The sequence below is a fragment of the Pseudogracilibacillus sp. SO10305 genome, assembly GCF_037072005.1.
GTDB classification, from domain to species: Bacteria; Bacillota; Bacilli; order Bacillales; family Amphibacillaceae; genus Pseudogracilibacillus; species Pseudogracilibacillus intestinigallinarum.
This window is the reverse complement of record NZ_JAXHDE010000005.1, coordinates 89,189-107,355: the sequence shown is the minus strand read 5'-3', so window position 1 is coordinate 107,355 and position 18,167 is coordinate 89,189. Positions and strand designations below refer to the sequence as shown.

Below are 18,167 nucleotides of genomic sequence, written 5' to 3'. Positions count from 1 at the left end.
AAAAATCCTCCTAATCAGCCACTTCAACAATCATTTCTATTTCAATCGCTGTATTGTTTGGTAATTGTGCCATTCCGACAGCAGATCTCCCATGTTTTCCTTTTTCTCCGAAAACTTTATCTAAAAGATCTGAAGCGCCATTTGCAACTTTAGGTTGTTCTATAAAATCTAATGTAGAATTTACCATGACTAATAATTTGATCACTCTAGTCACTTTGCTTAATTCGCCTATTTCGCTTTTAACCGCCGTTAAAAGGTTTAATAAAGATTGTTGCGCTGCTTTATATCCTTCTTCAACTGTTAAATCTTGGCCAAGTTTACCGTGATATTGGTCCACTCCTTGTCCAGCGGTGAAAATTAAGTTACCTGTTTTTACACAGCTAACATATGAACCCCATGCTGGTCGAGGTGCTGGCAATGCCAGACCTAATTCCTCAATAATTTGTTCAGGTGTTTTCATTTTAATCCATATCCTCCAAGTCTACATTCAGAAATTGTAACGCATTCCTTCCCAAAATCGCTTTTCTCTGTTCTTCTGTTAATTGTTTTGTTTCATCGACCACTTTCCCTGGATCTATTTCTCTTAATAAAAATGGATAATCAGAACCCATCACTATTTTGTCGTCTCCAAACCGATCGATTAAATATTGTAAATTTAAAGGATCATAGTTTAATGAATCAAAATAAAAGTTTTTCGTATAATGGCTTGGTGGGTGTTCTGTTTTCCTTAAATGCGGCCAGACTTTCCAACCTTGATCAAGTCTGGGAATAATATATGGGAATGAACCTCCACCATGTGCAAAACAAACTTTTAAATTAGGAAACTTTTCTATTACTCCACCATTTACCAAACTTGCTGCCGCTAACGCAGTTTCGCTAGGCATTCCTACTGTATACATAAAGTTATGGCGCGGAAAACGTTCTCTTCCAAGTGTTTCCCATGGATGAATGAATAAAGGGACTCCCCATTCTTCACATTTAGCGAAAAATTCTGTGAATTTAGGATCATCTAAGTTTTCCCCGTTAATATTCGTTCCAATTTCAATTCCTTTCAACCCTAGTTCGTGAATACATCTGTCCATTTCTCTAATAGAAGTTTCCACATCTTGTAATGGTACAGTACCTAATCCGATAAAACGTTTAGGGTATTTTTTTACTGTTTCAGCAATAAAATCATTTTGGATTTTTGACATTTCTTCTGCCGCTTCTGCATCTGCCCAATAAGAAAAAGTAACAGGAATAGGAGAAAGTACCTGAATGTCTACCCCTTCTTTATCCATATCCTTAATTCTCTTTTCCGGATCCCACACCTGGTCTGTCACTTCTCTAAAAACATTTCCTTCGACCATAATATTTGCACCACAAGAACATGTTTTTTCTAAAGTTGGCCATCTATCTGCACCATATTTTTCATTAAAATCTGGGATTTGTTCTGGAATAATATGTGTATGAAAGTCTACTCGTTTTTCCATAGTGACACCTCTTCTGGCATAACGTGTTGACAGTTATCACATGTTCTTAGTTCTTCACTTCCATTAAAATTATCAATCGCTTGTTTTAATTCCACCGCAATATCCGTTAGTTCTAATGTGACACGGTGCATTTCATGGTCACAGTTATCACAGAACCAAACCATATGTTCTTCCACACCATCTCCTCTAGGTTCTTCGATTACCATACCGATTGTGTCTGCGACACGATGTGGTGAATGTGGTACATTTGCCGGGAGCATGAACACTTCTCCTTCTTTTACCGTCACTACTTCTCTTTTACCTTCATCATTAATAATTTCTACGTAACAATCACCTTTAATTTGATAGAAAAACTCTTCCGCCGGACTAATGTGAAAATCACGTCGTCTGTTCGGTCCGCCTACCATCATGACAATCATATTAGAACCAGGAAATAATTCTTTATTATTTACTGGTGGTTGTAATTGTCCTTCATTATCCTTAATCCAACTCTGTAATCCGAATGCTTTAAATTCTCTTGTCATTTTATATTGCCTCCCAATATATTATTTTTTTTCTTCAGATTTAAGAACGCCCCCAACAGCCCATCTGTTTCTAGGAACTTCTGTTACTAATACTCTGATACTTTCTTTTGGTACACTTAAGTTTTTTTCAGCAGCGGAAGTTATATCATCAATTAATAACTTAATATTATCTTCAGATCTTCCTTCCATTATTTGGACTTGTATGATTGGCATTTCTCTAACAACCCCATATCGTCAAATTATTTATGAAAATAAAGGCTCAACTAGATCGTTTTTTCCCTCAATTATTAATTTACGAATTCTAGTTGAAGAAATACGCTCACCGTTCGGACAACATACTGGCTTTATCGTTTCTACATTGAAATATTCTTTTAACAAATGTATATCTCCAGTACGACGATTGCCAAAGCGAAAATCTTCCCCTACAATTATTTTTTTCGGATTTAAACGAATTAGTTCATTAATAAACGACTGTGCACTTGTTCGAATATAAGTATCATCAAACGTGGCAATAATCATTTTATCAATACCTAACTGTGATACTCGTTTTGTTTTTTCTGTAAGATCCGTTAAAATTTTTGCATTTTGAAAAAAATGTCTCGGTGGTGGGTCAAATGTGTAAATAACACTTGAAACATTAAATTGTTTTGCATATTCAACTGTTTCTTTTATGACAGTTTGATGTCCCTTGTGGATTCCATCAAATGCACCAATTGCAATAACTGAGCCATTTAGTTCAATTTCCTTGGAAGATCGAAGTATTTCCAATGCCTTTACCTACCTTTCTAGTCTCTTAGCTTCGTTAATTTTTAACTAAATTTAATCCTTCTTCCAATGCTCTTTCAACACGTGGATAAGTTGGATTTTTTCGTTTATGAGCATTATAAAACATTCCTGCTTTTCTTACCGGGTCACCCGAGTAATAACGTTCATATTGTGCTAATCTCTGTCCAAATGCTTCTCCGCATAAATCCCAAGCAAGCTTAAATAGTCTTACACGTCTTTCGGAAGATACATCTGTTTTGCCGACATAATATTGTTGCATATGTTGGCTAATTTCTGGATTGTTAAAGTCCGCTTCCGTTGGTGACATTAATAATCCACCAGCACCAATTGTTTGTAAAATTTGCACTGCTTTCGGATATGCTTCTGGTAAAATTCCACGAATCGTTTCTAGTGGTACGATACTCGGACGAACTTCACCATGTTCTGTTACTTCATATTCTCTTTCAGCTGTTCTTACTAATGCTCTTACTGTTTCTGCGGCTTGAATTAATTCCGTCAGCTGATTTTGAACATTTAAGAATCCATCTACTCCAATCGAATCGGCTAAAGCACAGGCAACATCGGCAATAAATGTAATTTTTTCACAACCACGAACGGCTGATTGATGGGAAGGCTGTTGGTTTACACCTGTAGCAGCATATAATCGGTTTCCAGCTTCTACATTTTGATTAATAAAAACACGGTCCCATGGAACTAACACATCATCAAATACTAATAATGCATCTGATTCTTCAAAACGTGATGCTAATGGATGATCCCATGTAGAACGCTCTCCTGTTTGTGCTGGTTCACGACAATACATATACAATCCTTCCGTTTCAGATGGCAATGCAAATGAAATGGCATATTTTTCATCACCAGGACTAAACCCTGGATATGAGTAAACGATGACTTCATCTGTAATCGGTGCTAATGTTGCAAGCATCTTCGCCCCTCGTACGATTAAACCTTCATCTGTTTCTTTGACAACACCTAAATGTGTAAATTCATCTTGTTGACCATGTGATGATTGACTTCTATCATTTTGCGGATTTACAATCGCATGTGTTAAAAACAAGTCATTGTCACGAATATATTTGTAATAATTCACAATATTTTTTGCATATTCTTCTCCACCATATTCCCGATAAAACCAATCATTGGCAGCCATTCCAGTTACAACTGTATTTAAAAAATCTGGTGTTCTTCCCATTAATCCAAATGTCGATTGTGCAAATACTTCAAACACATTACGACGTAATTGTAAATGTTCTGGTTCAGTAGGATTTAAAAATGAATTGTTCACTCTTTCTCCTGTTTCCTCACAAACATGTGTAATTTTATCTTGGTATGCTGGATCGTGTTGTATATCATAAAGTTTCGCAATTTCTAAAACTTGTGATTTAAAATATGGATGATCGACGACATTATCAATTTTTTCACCATTTACATATACATTTGGTTTCTGTTTTCTAATTGCCTCAATATAATTTTCACCTGTCCTAATTCCCATTTTTCTTACCCCTTATTCTTTAATTTTAATAATTTCATTATTTTCTGATTGTAAAAATTGACCCTTATAAAAAATTAAACTTTCGTTTTCTGTATAATCAAAATCTTTTACTTCTCCAACGAAGAGTGTATGATCTCCTCCAGGATATTCAGCCCAACATGCACATTCAATTGTAGCTAAAGTGCCTCCTAAGACTGGACCATATTCTGTCTCCTTCTCCCATTCCACCATTAAATCTTCTTGAGGTTTCCCTGCAAACTGTAGTGCTAATTGACGTTGATCTGATGAAAGAATGTTAATCACAAATGAATTTCCTTTTAATTCATCTAACGAATTTGCCTTATTATCTATTGATATAAGTGCTAAAGCCGGATCTAATGAGACAGATGTAAATGAATTTAATGTAATTCCTTTATTATTTCCTTCCTTGTCCTTATAGGTGACAATTGTGACTCCAGTTGCAAAATGTCCAAAACAATTTCTTAATACTTTCGTTTCTATTTTTCTCAACCTCCATTTCAATTGATGTTATACACATTATATTGTTAACGCTTACAAGGGACAACGACGAAATTTCATCACGTGAAACTTTGTGGAAAATTCTGATTTTTTTGTTAAATTATTTTTCGACATTTTATGTTTTTGTGTCTATAAACACCGATGTGATGCTATGTAAGACGATTCCTGAAATAATTAAAAACATTCCAATAAATGATGTAAATTCTGGTAATGGTGCATGTAAAAATAGTAATTCTCCTAATAAAGCGAAAATTACTGCTCCAGTTACCGTCGCTTCCACTCCAGCCAATTTTACATTATCGTCTTTTACTAATTCCGTCGCATAAAAATATAAAATAGTTGCAATGACACCCGCAAATATAGCAACAACAAATGTTTGCCATACTTGATTTACACTTGGTGCACCAACCGTAAACAAACCATAAACAGATAAAATAATCCAAAATGGCATGGAGGCAATCGTCATTCCTAATATTCGTTGTGTCGTTGATAAATTATTTTGTACTACTTGCATCATTTTTCTATTTCCAACTGGATAGGAAACTGATGCAACTATTAACGGTACAATTGTTAATAACACACTTTGTAATGGAACGCTTTTTACATGCTCCATTTGCATTACTGCAACCCCAGCAATAATAATAAAGGAAATAAGTACGGACATTATAGGAATAGATTTATTTTCTTTATTTATAATAGGTGTTAGTAATGAGCCAGCTACTATATTTAACTGGAATGTAGCCGCTACTAACCATCCAGGTGCATGTACCGTTGCATAAGATAAAGTGGAATAAAATAATCCGAAACCAACTGTACTCCATACAATCCATTTCAACGGTTCTTTTTTCATGTTTTCAATTACTTCTACTATATATTTCTTTTTTCTTAAATAAATAAGCAATAAAATGAACATAAAATAATATCTTAATGAAGCACTCCAAATCCAACTTCCTCCCGCAAGCTCCATTGATCGATTGAATATAAATGCTGTTGAAAAAAATAATGAACCAATTATTCCAATTATGATTGGACGCAAAATAACACCTCATTTAATAATTTATAAAATTATAAAAACCCTAATTAGTCTTATAAAATAAAACTAATTAGGGCAATACAAATTTCATTTTAAATGTAGCACAATAAAGGAAACCACTTATTCTGACATTAAATTAGGTATGAACAATACCGCATCTTCCCAATAAGTTAAGATTAATAACATTAATATTGAAACGAGTAAAAATGGCAAAATAGCTTTGACTAAATTTTCAATACTTACTTTTGCGACAGATGAAACAATAAATAAACCTGTCCCAACTGGTGGTGTTAATAAACCAATTGTTAAGTTAATCGTAATGATTACCCCAAAATGAACCGGATCTATGCCATAGGTACCTAATAATGGTGTTAATACAGGAACTAAAATAATTAAAGCTGCAATTCCATCAAGTACCGTTCCTAGTAATAATAATAAAATATTTACTAATAATAAAAATACAAACGGATTTTCTGAAATAGATAACATCATATTCGCTAATGTTTGTGGTATTTGCTCATATGCAATGATAAAACCGAACATATTTGCAGCAACAATTAAAAATGTAATAACAGCTGTATTGATAACTGTATTAATAAATATTTTCGGCAAATATGCTATTTTTAATTGTTTGTATGAAAAACCGATGATCATCGCAATGATACACGCTACTGCTGCTGACTCTGTTGGTGTAAAAATACCACTTAAAATACCATAAATAATAATGAATGGAATCAATAATGCTGGTAAAACATTTAAAAACGATTGCATTATTTCTTTCATCGTTGCTTTTTCAGCTTTCGGATAGTTTTGTTTTCGGTTCATAAAGCCAATTACTATAATAAAACCAACTCCGATTAAAATACCTGGAATAATACCGGCTAGGAAAAGTTTCCCAATCGACGCTCCTGTTAATGTTCCATAAATAATAAATAACATGCTCGGTGGAATAACTGGCGCAACGATAGAAGAAGCAAGCGTTAATGCAGATGAAAAATCGCGTCTATATCCTTCCTTTTCCATTTCAGGAACCATGACTTTACTCATCATAGCAGCTTGGGCATTTGCTGAACCTAAAATAGAAGCTAAAAACATATTTGCTACAATAGCAACATATGCAAGACCACCACGGAAATGTCCGATTAGTACTTTAGCAAAAGAAATTAAACGAGTTGTAATCCCACCATAATTCATTAACTCTCCCGCAAGCATAAATAATGGGATAGCTAGTAAACCAAAATTATCCAATCCTGAATACATTTTCTTTGGTAAAGTTTCTAATAATGTAAGATCCCCTGTAATAAATAAGTAGCAAAGCGATGTGATGGCCAATACTAATGAGATTGGTACACCAATGATTAATAAAATTATGAACACTACAATGGTTAGGAATAAACTCATATCGTATTCTCCTCTATTTCTTTCCCTCTAATATATTGAATAAAATGAGTGAATAAATGTATAAACATAAAACTTAAACCTACTGGTACACTTAAATAAGGGATCCACATCGGAATTCTTAAAGCACTAGATTTTGAATGCGAAAAATTAAAAATCCAATAATAACTAACATATATTAAGATTGCTAAAAAAACTAACATAATAATATGTGTAATAATATTTAAAATTCTTTTGTTTTTAGTTGATAACGAATTAGATAAAAAAGTAATAGATGCTTGGCTTTTATATTTAAAACTAAGGCTACCACCTAAAAATGTTAACCATGCCATAATAAAAATACTTATTTCATTTGCCCAAAACAGTGGACTATTTAAAAAATACCGATAAATAACAGCAAGAAATAAAATGAATGTTAGTGCTGCAATTAATATAATCGAAACAAATTTCTCTATCTTTTCAATGAATTTACTAATCTGATTCATAGCTACCTCCTCTTCCCAAGAACAAAACATAAAAACACGAAGATCATTTATGTTCGTTGTCTTAAACCTATCTGTATAAACAAGTTATCATTTATGTAAACAAAAATTTATTCACATACAATAATCTGATGATTGGTAAAGAGTTTAATGGACGATATAAATGATCATACGTGTCAATAAATATCCAACGTAATTATTTTTATTACATTATTTTCTAAATTGATTAATAAACTCTTCGATAATTGGATCTTTCTCTTTATATTTTTCATCGAATTCTTCTACGAATGGATCAAATAAAGCTGTATCAATTTCGTATAATTCCATACCACGATCTTCTAAAATTTCCATAAACTCCTCTTCTTGATCTGCACGTTTTAATGTAGCGTATTCAGAAGCTGTTGCCATTGCTTCTTTTACAATCTCTTGATCCTCTTCAGACAAATCATTGTAAACTTTACTACTAGCAATCATGACAGAAGGCCATACCATATGATTTGTTAAAGCTCCATAACCTGTTACCTCATTGAAGTTAGATGTCACAGCAGCATCTAAGTCCATTTCCATTCCATCAATAACTCCCGTTTGTGCTGATTGATACACATCTGGTAAAGAAATGGATTCAGGGCTCGCACCGAGTGATCTATACCAATCTTCTAAAGCTGGGCTCGGTGTTACACGTAATGTTAAACCTTTAATCTCATCAGGTGATGTAACTTTTTCTCTAAACATCATCGTACGGTGACCTGAGAAGAAGTAATCTAGAGCAGTTAAACCTTGATCATCCAATGTAGATAAAATTTCTTTCGCGATATCAGTATCACTTGCCTCTAATGCTTCTTCATAAGAATCGAATATGTACGGTGCAAACCATGCACTAAATGCATCAGACTTTGATGTTAAATAAGCATTTGTTATAAAACCAAAATCTAATGAACCCGCTTCCAATTGTTGAACCATATCATCATCACTACCTAATTGTCCGCCTGGATATAATTCAACTGACATTCTTCCATCTGATAATTCATTTAATTCATCTGCAAACTTTTGTGCTGCATCATTCCAAATATGATCTGGTGGTGCAATGTGACCTAATTTAAATTCATATGTGGCATCATCTGCACTTCCACTATCTTTTTTGTTATTAGAACTTGCATCATTATTCCCACCACATGCAGCTAATACAAACATTAAAAAAACAATCCCGAATATAAATGATTTTTTCATTTACTTCCCCTCCTGAATTTAATTTTAATTAAGTAAGTCTATATAACCTATTTCTCTTGATAATTCCTTAGACAAATTAATCACATTTCTAACTAACTGTTCTTTGTTAATAGTATTCATATAACTAGTAGGCGCTACAAAGTTTACTGATGCTATAGTTTGACCTGAGTATGATTGTATCGGTGCAGCTACGGCATATGTGTGTGTATCATTCTCATTTATACTAATAGAGAATCCTTGTTTTTTTACCGTACTTAATTCCTTCTTTAATTCAATTACTTCTGTAATAGTGTTTGGACCATGTTTTTTTAACCCTTGTGCAATCACATCTTGTAAATAACTTCGATTAAAAGCGAGTAATACTTTTCCTGAACTCGTCGTATATGCTGGTTTACGATTCCCTAAAAAAGTTGGAACGTAATCTGCTTGTTTGGAAGATACTCGTAATACGAATACAACATCACCTTTGTCGTACATGCCTATGTGAACTGTACCAACATATTTTTCTGTCAATTCTTTGGCAAATGGTAGTGCTTTATGATAAATATCTTGTTGATACATCACACTATTACTCCACTCCATGAGCTGCCAACCAAGTCGGTATTTTCTGTTTGTATCCCGTATTAACACTCCTTCCCTACATAATGTTTTAACGATGTGATGTGTCGTACTTGGGCTAAGTTCAAGTTTTTCCGCTATTTCTAAATTACTTAAAACAGGATCCTCAACAGAAAAACATTTTAATATATTACATGCCTTTTTAACCGATTCAATCAAACCTTCTACCTCCTTCTCTCTAATATCATAAAATCCAACTATCGTGAAAGCGTTGTCATAGTTTCCCAATAATTATTATATACTTTTTAATTGTTCACACATTAATATTGGGAAAATTCTGATTATTATACTCGGAGTTAATTGGCTATTCTATTTTACAACCAGGCTGACGAAAAAGAATGTAATTTTTGCTAATACCGCTCATGACATAGTAAGAAACAATAACGACCTTACGTGCAATATATCGTAGACATTTTTATTCTTCGTGCTTATTTTTCCCAACCCCCATTTATATTAATATACATACATTTTATTGATAACGCTTTCACAAAACAATAATCTAATTTCACATGATGAAATTAGATTAAAAATTTTGACTCTTTTGTGAATTTATTTCTTTACAAATGTTTATCTCTTTTGTTTCAACATATACCAGCATAACAATGAAGTAATAAGCATTAATGAAGTTACAAATAACCAACCATATGTATAATCATTCGTTACATCGATAATTTTGCCAAAAATTGGCGGTAAAAAAACAACTCCTAACGATCCAAATGTAATACTAATTCCAGTAGAAATTCCGGCTAGTTTTTTATCGACGATTTCTGTTGTCGCATTCATCCAAACTCCATTAAACCCTGATACGGCAAATCCAAATAAAAAAACGATGGTAGCCAATAAATAAAATGAAACATTTTCCGTTAGAAAACTAATAGAACTAGATGTTAGGGCAACAAAAATAGAAATTAATAATAAAACTATTATTCTGTTTCCTTTAAAAATTTTATCACTTACAATCCCCCAAACTATACGTCCGGCGGAGCCACCAATCTCTGCTATGATAAGTAAACTGCCAGCTAATATTAAGGAGATTTGTAATTCATGATGCGCATATAAAATAATAAATGTATTTAATATCATTTGTGAACCACTTAGCATCATCGCACAAATAGTAATTAATAAAAGTATTTTATTTTTAAATAAAGTAATGACGACACGGAATGTATGTTTTTCGTTTTTTACTTTACTTCCTTCAAAAAAATCTTTCGGTTCATAATAAAGTTTATATAATATAAGACCAATCATTAATAAACTTAATGCCGCATATAAAACAGCAACTTTCCATCCAAAATTATTTGCAATTGGAAGTAAAATTAGTGCTGAACATGCAGATCCAACTGTCACCCCCATTTGCTTGATGCCCATTGCCGTTCCTCTATCTTTCAATGGAAACCAATAAACAATTCCGCGATTGGTTGTTGGATGAGAAGCACCATACGCAATTCCTGCAACAATAATTAATAATAATGTGAAAGGAAATGTCTTTGTCATTGATAATAAAAAGAATGCACTACTTAACATAATAATAATTACTAACATCATATATTTTGAACCTAATTTATCTACTAACATACCTGATGGAATAGATACAATCGATTGTCCTAAAAACAATGCCGATGGAAACATTCCAATTTGGGCTGCTGTTAAACTTAAATCTTCTCCAATTAATATTGCTAACGGTGCTATACTTCTAGCTACAAAAGCAATAATAAACTGAATAAGTACTAGATATAAAAGCATTTTCCATTTTGAAGTTTCATTCATATATGTCATAGTCTACATCAACTTTCTCTTTGTCTTTTCATTTTTCAATAAAAAATGAAACACAAATAATAATTAATAGCACCTTCTAATATCTTTAAAATATAGTGAATTAAATATTTGTGTTTCATTCCATACGTGATATTAAATTTTAGTAAAAAGCTTATGCAAATCGAATTTCTTTTACTTTTTCACTGTCTAATTTTTTAATCACTTCAACGATTAATTTTACTGCATTGTCGAAATCGTCACGATGTAACATTGCTGCATGAGAATGGATATATCGTGTTGCTATTGTAATGGATAATGCTGGAACTCCATCTTGTGAAATGTGGATTGCACCAGAGTCAGTTCCACCACCTGCCATGGATGAATATTGAAATGGAATATTCTTTTCTTCCGCTGTTTCCACAACTAGGTTACGTACACCTTTATGCGAAATCATAGAAGCATCATATAAAATAATTTGTGGACCTTCCCCTAATTTACTATCTGCTTCTTGATCAGAAATACCAGGTGTATCCCCCGCGATTCCAACATCCACACCAAAGGCAATATCCGGATTGATGAGGTGTGCAGAAGTTTTTGCTCCACGTAATCCTACTTCTTCTTGAATTGTCCCAACACCGTATACGATATTTGGATGCTGTTCATTTTCTAATTGTTTTAATACTTCAATCGCAATGGCACAACCGATACGATTATCCCATGCTTTGGCAAGTAACATTTTTTCATTATTCATCTGAGTAAATTCAAAATAAGGGATGACTGAATCTCCTGGGCGTACTCCGAACGCTTCCGCTTCCTCTTTACTCGAAGCACCGATATCTATAAACATATCTTTGATTTCCACAGGCTTTTTACGTGCCTCTGGTGATAAAATATGTGGAGGTTTTGATCCAATGACACCTGTTAAATTTCCATTTTTCGTTTTAATCGTTACTCGTTGTGCCAACATTACTTGGCTCCACCAACCACCGATTGTTTGGAAATATAAAAATCCATTTTTATCGATACGAGTAACCATAAAACCAACTTCATCTAAATGACCTGCAACCATAATTTTCGGACCATTTTCATCGCCCGTCTTTTTCGCGATTAAACTACCTAAATTGTCTGTATATACTTCATCTGCATATGGTGCAATATATTTTTCCATCACATCACGTGCTTCTTTTTCATCTCCAGAAATGGCATTTGCGTCTGTTAAATCTTTTAGCATCGTTAATGTTTCATCTAATTTTGCCATCATTTCTTCTTCCTCCTTTAATAATTAATATCCCTCATCTTGTCGTTGAAAATTCACTTCATTTTTTTCGTAATATGCTTTCATAATATCTTGCTCTGAAAAACCAAGCATACTCGCCAATTGGATATACATTTGGAACATCGCTTTATAATGTTCTTTCGTCTGTTCTTTATAAAATTGCATACATGTAGCAAACAACTTGTTAAATGTAATTGTCATATTTTTTTGTTCCGCTTTTTGTGTAGTTTCTAATGTAGAAAATGTATACCCTTTATGTAAACCTAATGACAATAAAAAGTGGATATTATCAACATATTCTTCCAAAATTACTTCTTTCGTTGACGCTGCCTTTTTACTCCAAAATTTAAAACAACGTGTTTCATTTGCTAGCTCCCCAGTTTCAACGAGTAATGCCAAAAAACGCTCTTCTAATAAATCTTTTCCATCTAATTGATGGTTTTTACTTATGTAATCATCTAATTTTTGTTGCATATCAAATAATGTATCCCAGTTCACTGTACAACCTCCCCAAAAATTATTGTATCATATTTTTTATGGAATCGTATACAAGTGCTTTGTTTCTTTTTCTAAAAAAGTTTATACTAAACGATAAAGGAAGGAGTCGATCGTAATGGTTCAACAACATATTCAGCAATATATAAATGGAGAATGGGTGGATGCAACGAATAAAACTACTATCGGTGTCATCAATCCTGCTACAGAGGAAGTATTCGCTCAAGTTGCAGACGGGTCAGCAGAAGATGTCGATAGAGCAGTACATGCAGCAAAAAACGCTTTTCGATCTTTTTCTAAAACAACTGCAAAAGAAAGAATGGATTTATTGCAACGTATTATCGATGTATATGAATCAAGAAAAGATGATTTCATTACAACGATTTCAAATGAATTAGGGGCTACCTTATTTTTAAGTGAAAAAGTCCACTATGTATCAGGCTTAGAACATTTTAAACAGGCAAAACAACAATTGGAAACATATTCGTTTGAAGAAAAACAAGGTGACACCATTATTCGTAAAGAGGCAATTGGGGTAAGTGGATTAATTACACCTTGGAACTTCCCGACAAATCAAACTGTTATAAAGATTGCAGGAGCTTTAGCAGCTGGAAGCACGGTTGTATTAAAACCATCAGAATTAACACCGATTTCAGCCGTTATTTTAGCGGAAGTATTACATGAAGCTGGAGTACCAAAAGGAGTATTTAACTTAGTGAACGGTTATGGACATTCGGTAGGACATGCGATAAGTGGGCATCCAGATATTGATTTTGTTTCATTTACAGGTTCCAATGAAACAGGAAAAAAGATTTCTATTCGTGCCGCAGAAACAGTGAAAAAAGTTGCATTAGAGCTTGGTGGAAAATCACCAATGATTATTTTAGACGATTTTGATATGGAGAAAGCAGCAAAAATCGCACTTTCAAATGTAACATTTAACTGTGGTCAAGTATGTACGTTAGCATCTCGGACATTCATTCCAGCCCATAAAGAAACGGAATTTTTACAAGCATTAAAAGAAATTTATGATAGTTATGTCGTTGGACTACCGACTGATAAATCAACTCGTATCGGCCCTGTCATTTCTGCCAAACAGTTTGATCGGGTGCAATATTATATTGAAAAAGGGGTCGAAGAAGGTGCAACATTATTTTTAGGTGGGACTGGAAAACCCCCTGGATTAGAAACGGGCTATTTCGTAAAACCTACTATTTTTACCAATGTACAAAATGATATGACGATTGCTCAGGAGGAAATTTTTGGACCCGTCATGTCGGTTATGACGTATGATTCCATTGATGAAGCACTAGAAATGGCAAATGATACGATTTACGGACTAGCTGGTTACGTATTGGGAAACAATCCAGAAACTGTAAAATATGTTGCAAATGAAATTCGTGCTGGTGAGATTTCCGTCAATGGTGGTGCGACAGATTATAGTGCACCATTTGGAGGATACAAACAATCTGGCATTGGTCGAGAATGTGGTGTGTACGGGATGGAGGAATATTTAGAAGTAAAAGCCGTCTTAGGCTTTACATGAGTTATAAATTAAAACTACCAGTGTGAACTGTAGTTTGTTCTGTGGCTAAATGCCTTTGTGATCGGCTACAGCTCTTAAAAGGCCCACAGAACGACCTCCTTTTGCACTTCATTATTCACTTTTGGGTTGCATTCTTGCAACTTTGGTATGGATTCTTGCAACTTTGGGTTGCATTCTTGCAACTTCGGGTTGCATTCTTGCAACTTCGGTATGGATTCTTGCAACTTTGGGTTGCATTCTTGCAACTTCGCACCGGATTCTTGCAACTTCGCTATGTATTCTTGCAACTTCGCACCGGATTCTTGCAACTTCGGTATGTATTCTTGCAACTATGGGTTGCATTCTTGCAACTTCGCGCCGGATTCTTGCAACTTCCTGTTCCCGTTTTTGTAGTTTACATTTGCATAACAAAAAATCATCAGGCCACTTTTATCTGAATACCCATATATTGAGATATACGTAATTTTTAGTGGAATACTTACTTCTACACTGTGTCTACATTAGGATTGCCCCTTCTGTTATAAGAGAATCCCATTTTAGCTTAACAAGATAATATGCATTTTCAATAACATCCTAAAAGCTACCGCCCCCTCAGTAAAACTAGGCGTTTTCAAATGTATAATAAAAGGTATGGTACGAAGCGCTTCGTACTTTGCCTTATCATGTTACTTTTTCTCAACTTCTATACTTTTATTTTTTGATTGTAAATGACGAATGAATGCATTTTTTTCTTTAGGAGAAACAATGACCATGTCATATTTATTATAATGTATTTCAAGGCGATCAACTGATAGTGCGGGGGCTGATAAAAGGGATTTTGTCGGCTTTATTTTTCTAATTTTTGCTATATGTACGATAGTCCGAAAAGGTCCTGACACGATATAAAGTTGTTCCTCCGTTACTTTATAATTCGTACCAAACCAAATCCACAAAAGAAATACATTTATTAAAATACCGACAACATATAACATTATGCTTCTATCTATAATCATGAGTAAACACATGAATATAATGGTCCCCCAAATAAACAAAGCTAGCCAAATATCTTTTTTCGATGTAAAATTCACTTCATTGTTTGTATCATAATTTGTCTGTTTCACTCTTGTTTCGTTCCCCATTCTTCAAAAAATTGTACTAAAAATTGTTCCATAAATCGATGACGTTGTTCGGCAATTTGTTTCCCTTCTTCTGTATTCATCGTCTCTTTTAATAAGAGCAATTTCTCATAAAAATGATTAATAGCAGAAGATTTTTCGTTACGATATTGTGCAAGTGTCATATTTGTTCGTGGTTGGATAGTTGGATCATATATCGCTTGCCCTTTTGCCCCACTATATTGAAATGTTCGTGCAATTCCAATCGCCCCAAGTGCATCAAGACGATCTGCATCTTGCACGACTCGTGCTTCTAATGTCCGTACCTTTGTTCCCGTACCACCTTTAAATGATATTGTTTGAATGATTTCCATTATATGATCGATCGCTTCATCCGATACCTCTATTGTTTGGAGCCAATCGACGATTTCTTGTAATGCAGCCGTTTCATCGTTAACGATTTTATCGTCTGCTACATCATGCAATAATGCCGCCATTGTTACGATAAATAAGTTTGCACCTTCTCGTTCTGCTATCTCTTTTGCTAAATTTGTAACCCTCACTATATGATGCCAATCGTGCCCAGTCGTTTCATTTAATAATTTATCCTTTACCCATCGTTCCGTTTGTTCTATTTTGTCCAACGTATTCTCCCCCACCATTATCATTATCTAGTAAAATTATTACATCTTTTCGTCCGAATTACTACCTTTTATACAATCTAAAAGTACATATCCAAAAACTAATCCAACTACTGTCGGTAAAATATAATCTCCAACGATGAACACATGCATAACAGTGAATAAGTTGAAATAGGAGAGAACAAATAAAATTAATACGAATAAATTCGGTAATGCAACAACAAAAAATTTCATCCAATCATATGACCACTTGTTATATTGCTTCCATTCTAGTATCAATTTTGGTAGACGAAGCAACATACCTAAAATTATAGGAAAAACAACTGTAAAAATCATTAAAGGAAGAAAAAGAAATTCTTCTTTCATTAAAATCACAAGAGACATTCGCCACTGTATTGCATAATAAAATAAAAAACCTATGACAAGCATCCAACAAAACATATACAAAAAGCGTTTCATCATGTACCTACTTTCTAATCGTGTTCTTTCTATCTTAACATGTTTTTTGTATTGTAAAAGCAATTTTTTCGTGCTATTCCATTATATTAGGGTTTCTTTCATAAGCGAAAATAAAAAAACACAAAACCTTCCATAGAAAGTTTTGTGCTTTATTTATAGTGTCTTATTTAGTTGCTGCTTTAGCTTGATCTACTAATTTAGCGAATGCGTCTGCATCGTTTACAGCTAATTCAGCTAACATTTTACGGTTAATATCTACTCCAGCAACTTTTAAACCGTGCATTAATTTGCTGTAAGAAATATCGTTTAAACGTGCTGCAGCGTTAATACGTGCGATCCATAATTTACGGAAATCACGTTTTCTTTGTTTACGGTCGCGGTAAGCGTAGTTACCTGACTTCATCACCTGTTGTTTTGCGTTTTTGAATAATTTATGTTTTGCACCATAATAACCTTTTGATAATTTTAGAACACGTTTACGACGAGCGCGCGTAACTGTTCCACCTTTAACTCGTGCCATTGTTTCTACCTCCTAAGATTGTTCCTCTAATATATTGTGTAATTTTCCTATTATCTAGGTAACATTTGATCGATACGTTTTAAATCACTCTCAGAAACCATTGAGTTTTTACGTAATTTACGTTTTTGCTTCTGTGATTTGTTCGCGAATAAGTGACTTGTATATCCTTGTGCGCGTTTTAATTTTCCAGATGCAGTTCTTTTGAAACGTTTTGCAGATCCTCTATGTGTTTTCATTTTTGGCATGTCAATTTCCTCCTTAAATAATCCAGTAAACAAATTACTTTTCAGTGATTGGTGCAAGCATCATGAACATTTGACGCCCTTCCATTTTAGCTTTCGATTCAACAGTAGCGATATCTTTTACCTCTTCTGCTAAACGATTTAGGACTTCTTGACCTAATTCTTTGTGCGTAATGGCACGCCCTCTAAAACGGACAGATGCTTTTACTTTGTCACCATTTTCGATGAATTTACGTGCGTTTCTTAGTTTCGTATTGAAGTCGTGATCACCAATTCCTGGAGATAAACGAACTTCTTTCACGTTGATAACACGTTGTTTCTTACGTGCCTCTTTTTCTTTTTTCTGTTGTTCGTAACGATACTTACCGTAGTCCATAATACGACATACTGGCGGTTTAGCACCAGGAGCTACTAAAACTAAATCTAAGTTTCTCGTTGCTGCAATCTCTAATGCTTCATCACGAGATTTTACTCCTAGTTGATCACCATTTGCATCAATTAGACGTACTTCTCTTGCACGAATCGACTGATTCACATTCATCTCTTTGCTAATATCTAGCCACCTCCGAAAATTTTTGATCCAGAATG

Annotated in this window: 23 protein-coding genes; 1 reads left to right on the top strand and 22 read right to left on the bottom strand. The window is 33.9% G+C overall.

Going from position 1 to position 18,167, the window contains the following annotated elements:
• Nucleotides 1-10: 10 nt before the first annotated feature.
• From SPD45_RS06240 to SPD45_RS06170, 15 genes are all read right to left on the bottom strand, one after another.
• Nucleotides 11-460, bottom strand: a complete 450-nt coding sequence (locus SPD45_RS06240) for a RidA family protein (RefSeq protein WP_336266871.1) — start codon at nt 458-460, stop codon at nt 11-13.
• A 1-nt stretch (nt 461) separates the two neighbouring features.
• Nucleotides 462-1,472: an amidohydrolase family protein gene (locus tag SPD45_RS06235; protein WP_336266870.1), complete on the bottom strand. Its 1,011-nt coding sequence runs from the start codon at nt 1,470-1,472 to the stop codon at nt 462-464.
• Nucleotides 1,457-1,996, bottom strand: coding sequence for a 3-hydroxyanthranilate 3,4-dioxygenase (locus SPD45_RS06230; protein ID WP_336266869.1), 540 nt, complete (start codon nt 1,994-1,996; stop codon nt 1,457-1,459). The genes SPD45_RS06235 and SPD45_RS06230 overlap by 16 nt, the downstream gene beginning before the upstream one ends.
• 21 nt (nt 1,997-2,017) lie before the next feature.
• Entirely contained in the window at nt 2,018-2,209 is a 192-nt protein-coding gene (locus SPD45_RS06225; protein WP_336266868.1) for a 2-hydroxymuconate tautomerase, read from the bottom strand.
• Nucleotides 2,210-2,239: 30 nt separating this feature from the next.
• On the bottom strand, nt 2,240-2,764 hold the full coding sequence (locus SPD45_RS06220; RefSeq protein WP_336266867.1) for an FAD synthetase family protein: 525 nt from the start codon (nt 2,762-2,764) through the stop codon (nt 2,240-2,242).
• A gap of 34 nt (nt 2,765-2,798) precedes the next feature.
• The gene (locus tag SPD45_RS06215; RefSeq protein ID WP_336266866.1) at nt 2,799-4,274 is read right to left on the bottom strand and encodes a 4-hydroxyphenylacetate 3-hydroxylase family protein; all 1,476 of its coding nucleotides are present in this window, start codon (nt 4,272-4,274) and stop codon (nt 2,799-2,801) included.
• Between the two features lie 12 nt (nt 4,275-4,286).
• Nucleotides 4,287-4,784 carry a flavin reductase family protein gene (locus SPD45_RS06210; RefSeq protein ID WP_336266865.1) on the bottom strand — a complete coding sequence of 166 codons (498 nt, stop codon included), beginning with the start codon at nt 4,782-4,784 and terminating at the stop codon, nt 4,287-4,289.
• 124 nt (nt 4,785-4,908) lie between these two features.
• Nucleotides 4,909-5,829 carry a DMT family transporter gene (locus SPD45_RS06205; RefSeq protein WP_336266864.1) on the bottom strand — a complete coding sequence of 307 codons (921 nt, stop codon included), beginning with the start codon at nt 5,827-5,829 and terminating at the stop codon, nt 4,909-4,911.
• Nucleotides 5,830-5,946: 117 nt separating this feature from the next.
• Nucleotides 5,947-7,227, bottom strand: coding sequence for a TRAP transporter large permease (locus tag SPD45_RS06200; RefSeq protein WP_336266863.1), 1,281 nt, complete (start codon nt 7,225-7,227; stop codon nt 5,947-5,949).
• Nucleotides 7,224-7,709 carry a TRAP transporter small permease gene (locus SPD45_RS06195; protein ID WP_336266862.1) on the bottom strand — a complete coding sequence of 162 codons (486 nt, stop codon included), beginning with the start codon at nt 7,707-7,709 and terminating at the stop codon, nt 7,224-7,226. Before SPD45_RS06195 ends, SPD45_RS06200 begins: the two co-directional genes overlap by 4 nt.
• 207 nt (nt 7,710-7,916) lie before the next feature.
• Nucleotides 7,917-8,933 (bottom strand): TRAP transporter substrate-binding protein, encoded by a 1,017-nt coding sequence (locus tag SPD45_RS06190; protein WP_336266861.1) that lies wholly within the window; start codon nt 8,931-8,933, stop codon nt 7,917-7,919.
• Between the two features lie 24 nt (nt 8,934-8,957).
• Nucleotides 8,958-9,710, bottom strand: a complete 753-nt coding sequence (locus tag SPD45_RS06185; protein ID WP_336266860.1) for an IclR family transcriptional regulator — start codon at nt 9,708-9,710, stop codon at nt 8,958-8,960.
• A 408-nt stretch (nt 9,711-10,118) separates the two neighbouring features.
• A complete protein-coding gene (locus tag SPD45_RS06180; RefSeq protein ID WP_336266859.1) occupies nt 10,119-11,327 on the bottom strand; it encodes an MFS transporter in 1,209 nt (402 codons plus the stop codon).
• 151 nt (nt 11,328-11,478) lie between these two features.
• The gene (locus SPD45_RS06175) at nt 11,479-12,564 is read right to left on the bottom strand and encodes a M42 family metallopeptidase (protein ID WP_336266905.1); all 1,086 of its coding nucleotides are present in this window, start codon (nt 12,562-12,564) and stop codon (nt 11,479-11,481) included.
• Nucleotides 12,565-12,588: 24 nt separating this feature from the next.
• Nucleotides 12,589-13,080, bottom strand: coding sequence for a dUTP diphosphatase (locus SPD45_RS06170; protein ID WP_336266858.1), 492 nt, complete (start codon nt 13,078-13,080; stop codon nt 12,589-12,591).
• Between the two features lie 115 nt (nt 13,081-13,195).
• On the opposite strand from SPD45_RS06170, the gene SPD45_RS06165 reads away from it, so the two are divergent.
• A complete protein-coding gene (locus tag SPD45_RS06165) occupies nt 13,196-14,623 on the top strand; it encodes an aldehyde dehydrogenase family protein (RefSeq protein WP_336266857.1) in 1,428 nt (475 codons plus the stop codon).
• Nucleotides 14,624-14,697: 74 nt separating this feature from the next.
• Here the strand turns inward: SPD45_RS06165 and SPD45_RS06160 are convergent, their stop codons facing one another.
• The 7 genes from SPD45_RS06160 to infC all read right to left on the bottom strand — a co-directional run bounded on the left by SPD45_RS06160 (nt 14,698) and on the right by infC (nt 18,120).
• Nucleotides 14,698-14,952, bottom strand: a complete 255-nt coding sequence (locus SPD45_RS06160; protein WP_336266856.1) for a hypothetical protein — start codon at nt 14,950-14,952, stop codon at nt 14,698-14,700.
• Between the two features lie 336 nt (nt 14,953-15,288).
• A complete protein-coding gene (locus SPD45_RS06155; RefSeq protein WP_336266855.1) occupies nt 15,289-15,723 on the bottom strand; it encodes a PH domain-containing protein in 435 nt (144 codons plus the stop codon).
• Nucleotides 15,720-16,379, bottom strand: a complete 660-nt coding sequence (locus SPD45_RS06150) for an HD domain-containing protein (RefSeq protein WP_336266854.1) — start codon at nt 16,377-16,379, stop codon at nt 15,720-15,722. The genes SPD45_RS06155 and SPD45_RS06150 overlap by 4 nt, the downstream gene beginning before the upstream one ends.
• Before the next feature lie 21 nt (nt 16,380-16,400).
• Nucleotides 16,401-16,817 carry a hypothetical protein gene (locus tag SPD45_RS06145; RefSeq protein ID WP_336266853.1) on the bottom strand — a complete coding sequence of 139 codons (417 nt, stop codon included), beginning with the start codon at nt 16,815-16,817 and terminating at the stop codon, nt 16,401-16,403.
• A gap of 163 nt (nt 16,818-16,980) precedes the next feature.
• Nucleotides 16,981-17,337, bottom strand: a complete 357-nt coding sequence (rplT, locus tag SPD45_RS06140) for a 50S ribosomal protein L20 (RefSeq protein ID WP_336266852.1) — start codon at nt 17,335-17,337, stop codon at nt 16,981-16,983.
• 50 nt (nt 17,338-17,387) lie between these two features.
• Nucleotides 17,388-17,582, bottom strand: coding sequence for a 50S ribosomal protein L35 (gene rpmI, locus SPD45_RS06135; RefSeq protein ID WP_336266851.1), 195 nt, complete (start codon nt 17,580-17,582; stop codon nt 17,388-17,390).
• 34 nt (nt 17,583-17,616) lie between these two features.
• Nucleotides 17,617-18,120: a translation initiation factor IF-3 gene (infC, locus tag SPD45_RS06130; protein ID WP_336266904.1), complete on the bottom strand. Its 504-nt coding sequence runs from the start codon at nt 18,118-18,120 to the stop codon at nt 17,617-17,619.
• Between the last annotated feature and the right edge of the window lie 47 nt (nt 18,121-18,167).

Excerpts from the sequence above, each read along its gene's own strand:
- SPD45_RS06240 (WP_336266871.1), bottom strand. The coding sequence starts at position 460 with ATGAAAACACCTGAACAAATTATTGAGGAATTAGGTCTGGCATTGCCA.
- SPD45_RS06235 (WP_336266870.1), bottom strand. The coding sequence starts at position 1,472 with ATGGAAAAACGAGTAGACTTTCATACACATATTATTCCAGAACAAATC.
- SPD45_RS06230 (WP_336266869.1), bottom strand. The coding sequence starts at position 1,996 with ATGACAAGAGAATTTAAAGCATTCGGATTACAGAGTTGGATTAAGGAT.
- SPD45_RS06225 (WP_336266868.1), bottom strand. The coding sequence starts at position 2,209 with ATGCCAATCATACAAGTCCAAATAATGGAAGGAAGATCTGAAGATAAT.
- SPD45_RS06215 (WP_336266866.1), bottom strand. The coding sequence starts at position 4,274 with ATGGGAATTAGGACAGGTGAAAATTATATTGAGGCAATTAGAAAACAG.
- SPD45_RS06200 (WP_336266863.1), bottom strand. The coding sequence starts at position 7,227 with ATGAGTTTATTCCTAACCATTGTAGTGTTCATAATTTTATTAATCATT.
- SPD45_RS06195 (WP_336266862.1), bottom strand. The coding sequence starts at position 7,709 with ATGAATCAGATTAGTAAATTCATTGAAAAGATAGAGAAATTTGTTTCG.
- SPD45_RS06190 (WP_336266861.1), bottom strand. The coding sequence starts at position 8,933 with ATGAAAAAATCATTTATATTCGGGATTGTTTTTTTAATGTTTGTATTA.
- SPD45_RS06180 (WP_336266859.1), bottom strand. The coding sequence starts at position 11,327 with ATGACATATATGAATGAAACTTCAAAATGGAAAATGCTTTTATATCTA.
- SPD45_RS06175 (WP_336266905.1), bottom strand. The coding sequence starts at position 12,564 with ATGGCAAAATTAGATGAAACATTAACGATGCTAAAAGATTTAACAGAC.
- SPD45_RS06165 (WP_336266857.1), top strand. The coding sequence starts at position 13,196 with ATGGTTCAACAACATATTCAGCAATATATAAATGGAGAATGGGTGGAT.
- SPD45_RS06150 (WP_336266854.1), bottom strand. The coding sequence starts at position 16,379 with ATGGTGGGGGAGAATACGTTGGACAAAATAGAACAAACGGAACGATGG.
- SPD45_RS06145 (WP_336266853.1), bottom strand. The coding sequence starts at position 16,817 with ATGAAACGCTTTTTGTATATGTTTTGTTGGATGCTTGTCATAGGTTTT.
- rplT (WP_336266852.1), bottom strand. The coding sequence starts at position 17,337 with ATGGCACGAGTTAAAGGTGGAACAGTTACGCGCGCTCGTCGTAAACGT.
- rpmI (WP_336266851.1), bottom strand. The coding sequence starts at position 17,582 with ATGCCAAAAATGAAAACACATAGAGGATCTGCAAAACGTTTCAAAAGA.
- infC (WP_336266904.1), bottom strand. The coding sequence starts at position 18,120 with ATGAATGTGAATCAGTCGATTCGTGCAAGAGAAGTACGTCTAATTGAT.